The 14757-nt window shown below is 67.2% G+C and carries 6 protein-coding genes; 2 read left to right on the top strand and 4 right to left on the bottom strand.

Annotated features, from left to right (window positions below; genetic code table 11):
- Positions 1–130: 130 nt before the first annotated feature.
- From ACT9AS_RS10525 to ACT9AS_RS10510, 4 genes are all read right to left on the bottom strand, one after another.
- Positions 131–679 (bottom strand): hypothetical protein, encoded by a 549-nt coding sequence (locus ACT9AS_RS10525; protein WP_445100088.1) that lies wholly within the window; start codon positions 677–679, stop codon positions 131–133.
- Positions 676–1212, bottom strand: coding sequence for an EF-hand domain-containing protein (locus ACT9AS_RS10520; RefSeq protein ID WP_445100087.1), 537 nt, complete (start codon positions 1210–1212; stop codon positions 676–678). The genes ACT9AS_RS10525 and ACT9AS_RS10520 overlap by 4 nt, the downstream gene beginning before the upstream one ends.
- Entirely contained in the window at positions 1209–2450 is a 1242-nt protein-coding gene (locus tag ACT9AS_RS10515; protein ID WP_445100086.1) for a TIGR03032 family protein, read from the bottom strand. Before ACT9AS_RS10515 ends, ACT9AS_RS10520 begins: the two co-directional genes overlap by 4 nt.
- Before the next feature lie 122 nt (positions 2451–2572).
- Positions 2573–9532, bottom strand: a complete 6960-nt coding sequence (locus ACT9AS_RS10510) for a hypothetical protein (RefSeq protein WP_445100085.1) — start codon at positions 9530–9532, stop codon at positions 2573–2575.
- Between the two features lie 374 nt (positions 9533–9906).
- On the opposite strand from ACT9AS_RS10510, the gene ACT9AS_RS10505 reads away from it, so the two are divergent.
- Both ACT9AS_RS10505 and uvrA read left to right on the top strand, forming a co-directional pair.
- Entirely contained in the window at positions 9907–11532 is a 1626-nt protein-coding gene (locus tag ACT9AS_RS10505) for a M4 family metallopeptidase (protein ID WP_445100084.1), read from the top strand.
- A 203-nt stretch (positions 11533–11735) separates the two neighbouring features.
- Positions 11736–14672 carry an excinuclease ABC subunit UvrA gene (gene uvrA / locus ACT9AS_RS10500; protein WP_445100083.1) on the top strand — a complete coding sequence of 979 codons (2937 nt, stop codon included), beginning with the start codon at positions 11736–11738 and terminating at the stop codon, positions 14670–14672.
- Positions 14673–14757: the final 85 nt, after the last annotated feature.

The raw sequence follows: 14757 nt of genomic DNA, 5'->3' as shown, positions 1-14757 counted from the left end.
GGTCGCTGCCGTACCCGTCGAGGGGCAGACAGAAGCGGAATTGTAGGGGTATCAGGGGGTTAGCGCAACCAGCGGCGGGCATGCGCCGCCGTGGCCCGGCGTGCATCGCCGGACCGTTTGCCCGAGGGGCTCAGGCCACCGCGGCAGTGGCCGCCGGACGACGGGCGGCCCGGGGGGCAAGCAGCTTGGCGCCCTCAAAATAGGAAACCCGCAATTGCAGGCCCCGCGGCGAGTAGCCGATGAAGGTGCTGTCGGCTTCCGGGATGTAGGCGTCCTTGTGGTACGCGTCCAGGTAACGGCTCTCGAGCTCCAGCAACACGCCCAGGCTTTCCGGTTCGGCCAGGCCGGCATTGTAGGCCTGCAGGACCTCGCGGGCGCGGTTGTAGAACGGGATGACCTGGCCCTGCCCGCGCACGGAACGGGCGAAGAACAACCGGTAGTAGTACAGCGGCTGCATCAAACGCGGCAGCACCCGCACAACCGCCGTGCTGACGGCGCACAGGGCGCCATCGTCGCCACGGGCGATGCACACCACCTCGTCGGCCCGATGCCGCGCACGCTCCGGGTCGCCGATGGCGCGGTGCTGCTTCCAGAAGGCCAGCACTTCATCCTTCAGCTCGGGGGTGATCTGCTTCCACACCGGGGAAACATCGAAGGTGACGGGGGCACGTGTGCTCATGGGTGTCCGGCCTTGGAGGTAGGGGTGCGCGGTGGCGTCGGGCGACCACCGGTCGTGCGCAGCCGCTCGACCAGCGCGCTGTACTCGTCGAACTCGAGCTTCTGGCTGCGATTGCGGTCGGCCTCGGAGAAGGGCGGGGCCATGGCGCCGGAACGCTTGAGCAGAACCATGTTCGAGTACTCGGTCCGGTCGATGCCGTCATTGCCATTGGCATCCAGGCGATCGAACTGCTGTCGCAGCCCCGCTCCCGCCGTTTGCCTTGACCCGCGCTTCATGGTGCGCCAGCCATTGCGGAACTCGGCCAGGCTCAACGCGTTGTCGCGGTTGGCATCCCAGGCCTTGAACGCGGCATCGACGGCCGGTGGCACGGGTTCGGCGCGCAGGGTGGCCGCTGGCCGGGTGGCGGTGGCGGTCGACACCGCCGGCGTGGCCGGCTTCGGCGCGACCTGCGCCGAGGCCGCGCTGGCAGCGATGGCCACGGCGACGGCCAGGGCGATGCGCAGGCGGGGACTGACGTGCGGATGCGGGCTCATGCCGGAACCTCCTCGGTGGGGGTCTCCGCTTCGAAGGTGATCAGGTCGCGGATCTCGGCCGTGCGCAGGCCGATCATCATCGGGTTGCGTACGTTGGGCAGGAAGCTGATGTCGAAGATCTCGGTGATGTCTCCCTCGAACCGGATCCAGTTGCTGACGTCGCCGTTGGTCAGCGACACGATCTGCACGCCGCACCACGGGTCGGAGTCGCGCGTCCGCAGCTCTTCGTCGAGTTGCAGGCCCTCGAAGCGCTGGTTGCGGGGCTTGGACAGGCCGACCGCCGCGACGTTGCCGATGATCGACAGCCCGCGCAGGAAGCCAGGGAAGAATGCCAGAGGCACGAACGCCTTCTTCTCGAAGTCGACCCAGCCGAGGTGGCCGGTGCCGGCGTTGAGCACCCACAGCTTGCCATTGGCCCAGCGCGGCGAATGCGGCATCGACAGGCCCTCGCAGACGATCTCGTCGGTCTCGATGTCGATCACCACGCCGCCATCGTGGCGGCGGTCGCGCCAGCCGTCGACGGTGTCGCTGCGACACACGGCGGTGACGTACTTGGGCCGGCCGTCGACCATCGCCAGGCCGTTGAGGTGGCAGCGGTCTTCCGGCGCGAGCTTGCTGACGAACTTCGGTTTCCAGATCGGCTTGAAGCTATGGGTCTGGCTGAGCTCGGCCAGGCAGGAGTACTTGGTGTTGACGAACACGACCTTGCCGTTGCTGCGGATGCCGAGTTCGTGGATGTCCAGGTCGCCGATGGTCTGCGCGTTGCGCGGCACGTAGCACTTGTCGTACTGCCCGTGGATGACCTCGTTGGAACGCAGCACGTTCTCGAAGCGCCACAACTGGTACAAGCTGCCGAGGTAGATGCGCTGGGCGTTGCCGACCACGCCCATGGCGCGCTCGAAGATGCGCTCGAAGAACGACACCCTGCCCTGCTGGTCGCTGCCGACCAAGTAGACCCGGCCGCTCTGGTAGGAAGTGATCGCCAGCGAGATGCGGTTGGCGGCCAGCCATGCGGCGAGGCCGCGGGAACAGGTCTTCTCGACCTTGAACTTGGCCAGGTCGACCGGCGGCTTGCCGGCCTTGCCCGCGCCGGGCACCGCCTTGGCGGCAGGGGCTTCCGGCCCGACCGTCTGCAATCCGGACTCGGCGCCGCTGCCTTCTTTTCCCTGTTCCGATGAAACGTCGTTGGTGACTACTGCGGTCGCGTGTTCGCCACGCTCATTGCTCTTGCCTGTCAAAGGGCGGTCTCCCGTACTGGTGTCTGCATGTCTATCCACGTTCCCCTGTCATGCGCTCGCCCCGCGTCCGACTTGGCCTGCGGCAGTGCGGCCCGGTGACGTTGCCACCGGGCCGCCGGGTGTTACCAGGCGTACCGCAACATCACCTGGCCGCCGAACGCACCGTCGAAGTTGCCGCCGTCCAGCCAGTTGACGCCACTGTTCCACGACAGGCGACCCTTCTGCGCGCCCAGCCCGAGCTTCAGCAGTGCGCTGGTGCCCTCGGTGGCCACGTTGCCGAAGTAGTCGTCGTTGATCGCGTAGGTGGCCAGGCCTTCCAGCGTCCGGGTCATGCCGACCTCGCCATACGGCGACCACTGCCAGGCGCCGGCATTGAAGGTCTTCGACAGCGCCACGCCGACGCGGGCACGCTTCCATACCGCATCCTGGCCCTCGAACGTAGCCTGGTCGCCCTGGAAACGCAGGCCGTCGATCGACGTTTCGGTGTAGCGCAGCTGTGGCGCCACATCGATGCCGTTGGCCAGCTTCCATACGTGCCCGACCTCGAGATCACTGCTGAAGGCGTTGCCCTCGCCTTGCTGCAGCCCACCGATCGAGTCGATCCGGGTTTCGAACTGCATCGTCCGCCAGGACGCATCCACATAGAAACCGGTCGGCGACATCCATGTGCCGTACAGGCCCATGGTGCTGCCGCGGATCGTGTCCATGCCGCGGTCATCGACCAGGTACTGCCGGCCTTCGGACTTGGCGAACACCGAGCCGAAGCGGAAGCCGTTGGGCGCCAGGATCTCCACGCCCATCTCGGTGCCGGAGTTGTCCTGGCTCAGGCGCGAGTTGGACAGCTGCCCGAAGTTGCCGGACAGGTGGTCGGGGCTCATGCCGCCCTGGTCATCGAAGCCACGGACCCACGGCTGGATGCTCGTACGCAGCGGCGACAGACCCTTTGCCGCTACATAGTTGCGGTCGAGCCGGCTCCCGGCGGTGCTGGCCATCAGGCTGTCCACGCCCAGCGCTGCAGAGGATGCCAGCACGCCGGCCGCGTTGAGACCCGTGACGTGGGTCTTGACGTTGAGCATGTAGCCGCTGCCGTCGCCGCTGGCCTTGGCGCCCTTGTCGGGCGTGCTCGACAGGGTCAGCCCCATCGACAGGAAGTCCCGCGGCGAAACGCCCAGTACGCTGCCAGCCTTGAAGACCGACGGGTTCGTGTCGCCCGATACGTGCACGAGTTCCAGCTGGGTCCCGACGTCGCTCGACTTCGGCAGGCCGTCGAGCAGCATCACGTTCACGCTCTGCTTGGTGCCGTTGAGCACGCCACCCTGCACGATCAGCTGGTCGTTGAGCTTGCCGGCCAGGCTCACGTCGAGGTTGAGCGCGCCCCTGCCACCGAAGCCGCCAGTGACCGTCAGGCTGTCGTCCGCGGCGCCGTCGAGGAAGTCGAGGGTGCCGTTGTTGGTGAACGCCGCCGAGTGCTTGGGTCGCGCCAGCGCGGCAGTGGCCGCGGCAACACTGCCATCGGTCATGTCGATGTGGTTCCTGCCGGAAACCCGGATGGTGCCGGTGTTGCTGAAGCTGTTGTTTCCGGCGCCGAACAGGATCCCGGCATCCGCCAGCTGCAACGTGCCGCCCCACGCATTGACGAAGCTGTCGTCGCCGGCACCGAAGTCGGTGCCGCTACCGGTCAGTTGCCAGGTGCCGCCATTGCGGTTGGTGATGCTGTCGTCACCGCTTCCGGTTGCGATGGCACCTGTGATCGAACCGCTGTTGACGATATTCGCCGAACCCGGCGCCAGCGGTGCACCGCCGTCCGCGAGGAGGATGGCGTATGCGGTCCCATTGGTCGACGCCACATTGATGCTGCCGGCATTGTTCACCGTTACGTCTGCATCCGTGAGCGTGCCGAACAGGCCAATCGCGTCGCCGTCGACCGAGGTCGCGGTGATGCTGCCTGCAGCCGTGTTGGCCAGGGTCAGTTCACCCCCGCCGGCCACGGTGCCGCTGATGCCGATCGCATCGCCAGCAGTCGTGGTCGCCGCGATGGTTCCACGGTTACGCAACACCGCGTCACCGCCACCTTCGGCGGAACCGTCGACTCCCACGGCGTTTGCCGCGACGCTGGTGGCGGATATCACGCCACGGTTGTCAACGCTCAGTTCATCGTTGCTGCCTACATTCGCCAGCACACCGAAGGCGTTGCCGTAGTAGGTGTTGGCATCGATCGAGCCGCGGTTGACCACCGAGGCATCGTTGTTGTCGGACGATGCGTAGATGCCCGCGGCCAGCCCGGCATAGTCGCCGTGCGCGACCACGGTGCCGGCATTGACGACCTCCACGTCGTCGTAGACCGAGGTGCCAAGCATGCCCACCGCCACCGCGCCGGACGAGTAGGCATCGACCACGCCGTTGGCGGTATTGGTGATGCGCACATCGCCGTCAGTGGCGATTCCGGCGATGCCGTAGGTGTACTTGCCACCTGCATAGACCGAACCCTGGTTGCGGACATCGACATCGCCCGCACTCGATACCGCGTTGATGCCTCGGCTGTACTTGCCATAGGACTCGACGTAGCCGCGGTTGGTCACCTCCGCGTCGACACCGGAGGCATCGATGCCGCGGGCGATGGTCACCAGCCCGCTTGCTGTCGCCGAGATGTTGCCGCTGTTGGTAACCGCAGCGGTGCCGTTCTGTGAGGACGACACCACGCCATACGCGAACGTGTACAAGCCGCTACCCGCGGCCGTTGCCGTGACATCGCCCGCGTTGACCACGTTGGAATCACCGGCGAAGGACAGCGACAGCACGCCATAGGCGTAGGCGCCGCCGGCACTGATGGTGCCGTTCGCGGTGTTGCGGATCTCAACGTCGCCATCGCCGGAGGCCACCATGCCCACGGCATTGCCGTATTTTCCTTCCGTCGCGACCGCGCTGATCGCACCGGCGTTGGTCATGCTGATCGCCGCATCCGCACCGCTGGCCGCCGCGGAAATGCCGGATGCGCCGTTGTAGCCGTTGGCGGTGACGGTGCCGGCGCCGCGGTTGGTCACCTCGATGTCACTACCCTCGACATTGGTCACCGCGTTGATGCCGGTGGCGAAGCCGTTGACGGCAGTCGCACCGATGTCGCCACGGTTGTCGATGCCGATACCACCCGCGCCGCCGTCGTAGGTGTAGATGCCGGTTGCATACGGCCCGGTCGCCGCGATGGTGCCGCGGTTGTCCACGTAGACCCCGCCTTCGCCACCGGTCGCATAGATGCCGTAGGCGTGGCCATACACGGCCGGGGTTCCCGCTTCCGGATCCGCCGGCGCGTAGGCCGTTGCGCTGGCGCTGATCTCGCCCGTGTTGGTCACGTATGCGACGTCATCGCCCTGGGCCTCGATGCCCGCACCCCAGGTATAGCCGTCGGCCGTGATCGAACCGGAGTTGGTCACGTCGGCGACCGCACCGGAGGCGAACACGCCATCGGCCAGGCCGGCGCCGGTGGTCGCGGTGATGGAGCCGCTGTTGGTCACGCTGGCCACCGCGCCCGGTGCGTAGGCGTACACGCCGATCACGTCGGTGGGAATGGTGTAGGTGCCGTAATAGCCCTCGTAGACACCCGATCCGGTCGAGACGGCGCTGATGCTGCCGCTGTTGTCGACCGCGACATCACCACCGGCGCTCGAACGCACGATCACGCCACGCGCATTGCTGTAGCTGTTGCTCGCGCTGATGTCGCCGCTGTTGGTGACCAGCGCATAGCCGGCATCGGTCTGCACGACCGCACCGTAGGCGACCTGCGCGTAACCCGCACCGGTGGCGCTGATCGCGCCGGCGTTGTCGATGGTCGCGTTGCCGTCGTTGTTGGCGTTGGCGAATGCACCCACCGCGATCAGGTCGCCACTGTAGCCGGAGATCGTGCCGTCGCCGTCATTGCTGATCAGCGCATCACCGTAGTTGGAGGCCACCACCGCGCCATAGGCGTACTTGCCGCTGCCAGCAATGGCGCCGCTGTTGTAGACCGTCGCGTTGCCATCGCCGGACTGCGCCAGCACGCCGAAGCTGTACTTGCCATCGGTCGCGATCGTGCCGCTGTTGTCGACGACGGTATCGCCCTGCGAGGTATTGGCCCGCACACCGAAGGCGTACTTGCTCGCCGTGGTGTTGATATCGCCCTGGTTGTCCACGGTGGTGCCGGCGAAGCTGCTGGCGTCGATGCCGGCGGCCGTGCCAAAGCTGGAATCGACCGTGATCGAGCCGCTGTTGGTCACCCCGGAATAGCCGTTCTGCGAATTGGCGACGAAGCCGTAGCCACTCAGCCCGCCATTCACCGCAACCGTCCCGCTGTTGTCGACATCGGCATCGCCGGCGAAGGCGAGCGCCAGTCCGCCGTAGGCGTAATCGCCATAGCCAATGGTGATCGAACCGCTGTTGGCGATGCTGGCATCGCCGTCGGCCGAGGCGACGATGCCCTCGGCCGCCGAGTAGTACACCGTGGTCGCCGCGTAGACGTCACCGGCATTGTCGACGCTGGCGGACGAACCGGTGCCGGTCGCGAGGGCCACGATGCCGGACGCGCCGTTCATGCCGGTCGCGGTGATGCTGCCGGTATCGGCATTCTGGATCGCGATGTCGCTGTACTCGACATTGGTCACCGCGTTGACGCCCGTGGCGAAACCGTTTGCGGCGTTGGCGGTGATATCGCCGGAGTTGTCGACCTGGATGCCACCGATGCCGCTGTCATACGCATACACGCCGGTCGCGTACGGACCGGTTGCCGTAATGGAACCCTGGTTGTCGACGCTGACCCCACCGTCGCCACCGGTGGCATAGACACCGTAGGCGTGGCCGTAGACCGCGTCCGTCCCGGCTTCCGGATCGGCCGGGGCATAGGCCGTGGCGCTGGCGGCGATCGAACCGGTGTTGACCACCGATGCGGCATCGTCACCCTGCGCCTCGATGCCCGCACCCCAGGTGTAGCCGTCGGCTGTGATCGAGCCGGAGTTGTAGACATCCGCCACCGCGCCGGCAGCGAATACGCCATCGGCCAGGCCGGTCGCCGAGCTGGCCACGATCGCGCCGCTGTTGTCCACGCTGGCCAGCCCGCCCGGCGCGTACACATACACGCCGATCGCATCCGACGGCAGGTACTCGCCGGTGCCGGTCGCCGTCGCCACGATGTTGCCGGCATTGTCGACCGAAGCATCGCCGCCCGCGGAAGACCGCACGATCACTCCACGCGCGGAGCCGTAGCTGTTGTCCGCGGTGATCTCGCCGGTGTCGCCATTGGACACCAGGCCGGCACCCGCGTCGGTCTGGACCACCGCGCCATACGCGAGCTGCGCATAACCGACCGCCGTGGCGCTGGTCACGCCGGCGTTGTCGATCGTGGCGCTGCCGTCGAAGTTGGCGTTGGCAAACGCGCCCACCGCGATCAGGTCGCCGCTGTAGCCGGAAACCTTGCCGCCATCGGCGTTGTAGATCCCGACATCGCCGCCGTTGGAGCCCGCGACCACGCCATAGGCGTACTTGCCGCTGCCGGCGATCGCGCCGCTGTTGTCCACCAACACGTCGCCGTAGGTCGACTGCGCGAGTACGCCGAAGCTGTACTTGCCGTCGGTGGCGATCGTGCCGCTGTTGTCCACCACCACGTCGCCATCGCCGGACTGCGCGAACACGCCGAACGCGTACTTGCCCGACGTGGCGATGATGTCGCCGCGGTTGTCCGCCTCGGCATCGCCGACCGCCGAGTTGACGCGCATGCCGAAGGCATTGCTGCTGGCGTCGGCACCGATGTAGCCGCTGTTGGTGGCGGACGCGCCGGCCTGGCCGCTGGCGTCGAGACCGGCGGCCGTGCCGATACCGGATGAAACCGTGATCGAGCCGGCGTTGGTGGCGTCGGCATAGCCGTTCTGCGAAGCGGCCACGGCGCCGTATGCGCTCAATCCGCCGTACGCCGCGATGTCGCCGGTGTTGCGCACGTTCGCGTCACCGGCGAACGCCAGCGCCACTGCGCCATAGGCGTAATCGCCGTAACCGATGGTGATCGAACCGCTGTTGCGGATGTCGGCGTCGCCATCGGCCGAAACCAAGATGCCTTCCGCGGCGGAGTAGTACACGGTGGTCGCCGCGTAGATGTCGCCGGTGTTGTTGACGCTGGCCGAGGAGCCGACACCGCTGGCGAGCGCGACGATGCCGCTCGCACCGTTCATGCCGGTGGCTTCGATGCTGCCGCGGTTGGCGACGTCGATGTCGCTGCCCTCGACACTGGTCACCGCGTTGATGCCGGTGGCGAAGCCATTGTCCGCGGTCGCGGTGATGTCGCCACGGTTGGTGACATTGATGCCACCGCTGCCGCCGTCGTAGGCATAGATGCCGGTCGCATACGGGCCGGTCGCCTCGATCGAGCCGCGGTTGTTGACCACCACGCCATCTTCGCCGCTGCCCGCCGCGTAGATGCCGTAGGCGTGGCCGTAAACGCCGTACGCGGTGTCGTAGGCGTTGGCGGTGGCGCTGATGTTGCCGTTGTTGTTGACGGTCACCGAGTCGCCCTGCGCCTCGATGCCGGCCGCCCAGTCGTAGCCGTCGGCTTCGATCGTCCCGCGGTTGTTGACCGTGACCTCGGCGCCGTAGGCGAAGATGCCATCGGCCAGGCCGTCGACCGATTCGGCGTAGATGCTGCCATTGGCGGTGTTGACGATCGAAACGTCGCCACCCGCAAAACCGGCCTCGATGCCGATCACGTCGCCGCTGCCGGATTTGTCGATGGGGCCGCTGTTGACGATGTTGGCGGTGAGGGCCGCCACGCCGGGCGCGGTGATGCCGGTCGTACCCGCGACCACTACCGAATCGGGCGCGTGCGCGTCGGCGACCGTAGTCAAGTCGGCGACGGGCAGCTTTGCCGCGTCGACCTCGGCGCAGCGAATGAGCTGGGGCTGGACCATGCCGCCGCAATCGGTATCGCCCGCGTGTACCGCGCCGACACCGGCCAGCGCGATCGCGGACGCCGTCAGCGCGGCACGGACCGCGCGGGTGATCGGAGCAACGTAGTAGGTACGGGTCTGGGCGCGCCGCGACTGGGGGCCCTTGAATTTGTTTCCGCGCATCGTCAATCCCCTCGGATGAAGTTTGAGCCTGCAAGGCTGCATTTCATCGGCGATAACGCGGAGCGTCCCAGGAGTGCAAGGCGTGTCCGCTGTCGGGCCATCCGGCCACGACACCAACAAAACACAACCGCTGCCGCCCCCTAACGACAGGGCCGACCATATGCCTACAAAAATGACTTTGCAAGCGCCCCCCGTCACCGGGGTGGATCTTCCGTCCGCCTCGCGCCCGGCGAACGGCGGTGGCGCCCGCTGCGCGAGCGGGCCGGCAGTCGTCCTGGCAGGCCATGCACAAGGCCGCGGAAAGGCGTATGTTCCGAGCGGGGGATCCTGGTAATCGACGACCGAACGGTCATTTCTATCAGGGAGAGAACCACATGCGATTCACTCTTTTGGGCGCGGGTATCCTGGCCGCGCTGATGATTTCCCCCGCGGCATCCGCAGACGAACTGGCAACCTCGCCCTCCGCGATGCGCGCCCAGTCCATGCTCCAGCGCGGGTCCGTGCCGATGCTCAAGCGCGCCGCGGCAGACCGTTTCGTTGCGCAGGATGTCGTGGTCGACCGCAAGGGCAACGAGCACGTCCGCTTTGCGCGTACCTATCGCGGACTGCCGGTGATCGGCGGCGGCATCGTCGTGCATTCGCGCAACGGCGGGCTGGAGTCGGTGACCCAGACCATGGACGAACTGCAGCGGCCGGGCATCGTCCCGTCGGTGGACCGGCGCAAGGCCATCTCGGCGGCGGGCGCGCATTTCGACGTGGCCGCGCAGAAGGCGCCGACCACGCGCCTGGTGGTGTACGCACGCGGCGAGGCGACGCCGGCACTGGCCTACGAGGTGCGCTATGTCGGCGTAAAGAAGGACCAGACGCCGACCGACATGCGCTTCATCGTCGATGCGCACACCGGCCAGCTGCTGGACAAGTGGGACACCATCCACACCGCCGGCCCGGGGCGTGACCCGCGGACCTGCGACACCGCATCGTCGGGCACCGGCACCGGCCTGTACGTCGGCCAGGTCGAACTGGGCACCGCGCAGTGCAGCAACGGCCGCTACCAGCTGACCGACCCGTCGCGCGGGGGTGGCCGCACCACCAACATGAGCAATCGCAAGGTCGGCCTGGGTGCCGCTTTCGTGGACTCCGACAACGTCTGGGGCACCGGCACCAACAGCAGCTCGCAGACCGTCGGCGTCGATGCGCATTACGGCGTTTCGATGACCTGGGATTACTACGACCAGATCCATGGCCGCTCCGGCATCGCCGACGACGGCCAGGGCGCGTTGAGCCGCGTCCATTTCGGTCGCAACTACGCCAACGCGTTCTGGAGCGACGCCTGCTTCTGCATGACCTTCGGTGATGGCAACGGCAGCTCGGTCACCCCGCTGGTCGAACTCGACGTGGCCGGTCACGAGATGTCGCACGGCGTGACCAGCCGCACCGCCAACCTGATCTACTCGGGCGAATCGGGCGGCCTCAACGAAGCGACCTCGGACATCTTCGGCGCCATGGTCGAGTACTTCGCCGGTAACCCGTCCGACCCGGGCGACTACCTGATCGGCGAACTGGTGTTCCGCCAGGACCCGAACCTGCCCTACCAGACTGCCTTGCGCTACATGTTCAAGCCGAGCCTGGACGGCCTGTCGGCGGATTGCTGGAGCCCCGATGTCGGCGGCATGGACGTGCACTACAGCTCGGGCGTGGCCAACCACTTCTTCTACCTGCTGGCCGAGGGCGCCGTGGTACCCGACGGCTGGGGCGCCGGCACCGGCGCGGACCTCGCCACCACCGACATGGTCTGCAACGGCGATACCTCGCTGGCCGGCATCGGCCGCGAGGCCGCCGAGAAAATCTGGTATCTCGCCCTGACCGGCTACATGGTCGAGGACACCGACTATGCCGGGGCCCGCGTGGCCACCCTGAACGCCGCCACCGACCTGTACGGTGCGGAATCCGCGGAATACGCCGCGGTCGCCGCCACCTGGAGCGCGGTCAGCGTTGAATAAGCCGGGAAACCGGTAACCGCCAGCAAACGGCCCGCCCTGTGCGGGCCGTTTGCTTATGGACCGACTGAACCAACGGCCGGGCGCTTGCCGGGCGGCTCCCGCGTGCCCTTTTGTTGACGGCATTTGCCCCCATTTCAGGAGGCCGATACGCTCCCCTGTTGTCCGTCGATCCCGGCGGCACCCTCCCCCCTTGCAGGCTCCCGATGGCGATGGATTTCATCCGCATCCGCGGTGCGCGGACGCACAACCTCAAGAACATCGATCTCGACCTGCCGCGCGACAAGCTGATCGTGATCACCGGCCTGTCCGGCTCGGGCAAATCGTCGCTGGCGTTCGACACCATTTACGCCGAGGGCCAGCGCCGCTACGTCGAGTCGCTGTCGGCCTACGCGCGGCAGTTCCTGTCGGTGATGGAGAAGCCCGACGTCGACCACATCGAGGGGCTGAGCCCGGCGATCTCGATCGAGCAGAAGTCGACCTCGCACAACCCGCGCTCCACCGTCGGCACGATCACCGAGATCTACGACTACCTGCGCCTGCTGTATGCCCGCGTCGGCACCCCGCGCTGCCCCGACCACGGCTACCCGCTGGAAGCGCAGACGGTCAGCCAGATGGTCGACCAGGTGATCGCGTTGGCAGACAAGCCCGAGACCGCCGAGCAACGCTACATGCTGCTGGCGCCCGTCATCCGCGAGCGCAAGGGCGAGCATGCACAGGTGTTCGAGCAGTTGCGCGCGCAGGGTTTCGTGCGCGTGCGGGTCGACGGCGAGCTGCACGAGATCGACGCGGTGCCGCCGCTGGCGCTGCGCCAGAAGCACACGATCGAGGCGGTGATCGACCGCTTCCGTCCGCGCGAGGACCTGAAGCAGCGGTTGGCCGAATCGTTCGAGACCGCGCTCAAGCTCGGCGACGGCATGGCCCAGGTGCAGTCGCTGGATGACGCCGACGCCAAGCCGCTGTTGTTCTCATCCAAATACAGCTGCCCGGTCTGCGACTACTCGCTGCCGGAGCTGGAGCCGCGGCTGTTCTCGTTCAACTCGCCGGTCGGCGCCTGCCCGACCTGCGACGGCCTCGGCGTGGCCCAGTTCTTCGACCCGGCACGGGTGGTGGTGCATCCGGAGCTGGCGCTGTCGGCCGGCGCGGTGCGCGGCTGGGACCGGCGCAACGCCTACTACTTCCAGCTGATCCAGTCGCTGGCCAAGCACTACCGGTTCGACGTCGCGACGCCATGGCAGGAGTTGCCGGAAGGCATACGCAAGGCCGTGCTGTTCGGCAGCGGCGACGAGGTGATCTCGTTCGCCTACCTCAGCGAGGGCGGCACCCGCCACCAGCGCAAGCACAAATTCGAGGGCATCGTTCCGAACCTGGAGCGGCGCTACCGCGAGACCGAGTCTTCCGCGGTGCGCGAGGAGTTGTCCAAGTACATCAGCGAGCGGATGTGCACCGAGTGCGGTGGCGCGCGGCTCAACCGTTCGGCGCGCAACGTGTTCGTGGCCGAGCGGCCGCTGTCGGACATCGTGGTGCTGCCGATCGACGAGGCGCTGACGTTCTTCAAGGGGCTGAACCTGCCGGGCTGGCGTGGCGAGGTCGCGACCAAGATCGTCAAGGAGATCGGCGACCGCCTGCGCTTCCTGGTCGATGTCGGCCTCGACTACCTCAACCTGGAGCGCAAGGCCGACTCGCTGTCGGGCGGCGAGGCCCAGCGCATCCGCCTGGCCAGCCAGATCGGCGCCGGCCTGGTCGGGGTCATGTACGTGCTCGACGAGCCCTCGATCGGCCTGCACCAGCGCGACAACGAGCGCCTGCTGGGCACCCTCACCCGGCTGCGCGACATCGGCAACACGGTGATCGTGGTCGAGCACGACGAGGACGCGATCCGGCTGGCCGACCACGTCGTCGACATCGGTCCCGGCGCCGGCGTGCACGGTGGCGAGGTGGTGGCCGAAGGTTCGTTCGATGACCTGCTGAAGGCCCCGCGCTCGCTGACCGGCCAGTACCTCAGCGGCAAGAAGCGGATCGAGGTCCCCGCCAAGCGGCACGCGCCCAATCCGGAAATGACCCTGCACCTGCGCGGCGCCTCCGGCAACAACCTCAAGAACGTCGACCTCGACATCCACGCCGGGTTGCTGACCTGCGTGACCGGCGTGTCAGGCTCGGGCAAGTCGACGCTGATCAACGACACCCTCTACACCCTCGCCGCCAACGATCTCAACGGCGCCTCGCGCACGGTCGCGCCGCACAGGTCGGTCGAGAACATGGACCTGTTCGACAAGGTCGTCGACATCGACCAGTCGCCGATCGGGCGTACCCCGCGCTCCAACCCGGCGACCTACACCGGGTTGTTCACGCCGTTGCGCGAACTGTTCGCGCAGGTGCCGGAAGCGCGCGCGCGCGGCTACGCGGCGGGGCGCTTCAGCTTCAACGTGCGCGGTGGCCGTTGCGAAGCCTGCCAGGGCGACGGGTTGATCAAGGTCGAGATGCACTTCCTGCCCGACGTCTACGTGCCCTGCGACCTGTGCGGCGGCAAGCGCTACAACCGCGAGACGCTGGAGATCCTCTACAAGGGCTACAACATCTCCGACGTGCTGGAGATGACGGTCGAGGACGCGCTGAACCTGTTCGAGGCAATCCCGTCGATCTCGCGCAAGCTCGAAACGCTGGTCGATGTCGGCCTGAGCTACATCAAGCTCGGCCAGTCGGCGACCACGCTGTCGGGCGGCGAGGCACAGCGGGTCAAGCTGTCGAAGGAACTGTCGCGCAGGGACACCGGGCAGACGCTTTACATCCTCGACGAGCCGACGACCGGCCTGCACTTCCACGACATCGAGCATCTGTTGACGGTGCTGCACCGCCTGCGCGACGACGGCAACACCGTGGTGGTGATCGAGCACAACCTCGACGTGATCAAGACCGCCGACTGGGTGGTCGACCTCGGCCCCGAGGGTGGCCACCGCGGCGGCACCATCCTCGCCACCGGCACGCCGGAACACATCGCATCGCTGGAGCATTCCTACACCGGCCGCTTCCTCGCGCCGCTGCTGGAATCGGCCACCAAGGCGTCCAGATCCACCGCTGCTTCCGCGCCCAAGGCCAAGCGGCCGGCGGCGCGCAAGGCCACCAGGAAGAAGTCCGCCGCATGAGCGACAACGACAAACCCGACAAGCCCGCCAAGGCCGCCCGCAAACCGGCCGCGAAGAAGGCAACGAAGAAGAACGCCACACGCAA

Source organism: Lysobacter sp. F60174L2, assembly GCF_052547135.1.
This window is presented reverse-complemented; position numbering and strand designations above follow the sequence as displayed.

Coding starts and splice junctions, on each gene's coding strand:
- ACT9AS_RS10525 (WP_445100088.1), bottom strand. CDS start 679: ATGAGCACACGTGCCCCCGTCACCTTCGATGTTTCCCCGGTGTGGAAG.
- ACT9AS_RS10520 (WP_445100087.1), bottom strand. CDS start 1,212: ATGAGCCCGCATCCGCACGTCAGTCCCCGCCTGCGCATCGCCCTGGCC.
- ACT9AS_RS10510 (WP_445100085.1), bottom strand. CDS start 9,532: ATGCGCGGAAACAAATTCAAGGGCCCCCAGTCGCGGCGCGCCCAGACC.
- ACT9AS_RS10505 (WP_445100084.1), top strand. CDS start 9,907: ATGCGATTCACTCTTTTGGGCGCGGGTATCCTGGCCGCGCTGATGATT.
- uvrA (WP_445100083.1), top strand. CDS start 11,736: ATGGCGATGGATTTCATCCGCATCCGCGGTGCGCGGACGCACAACCTC.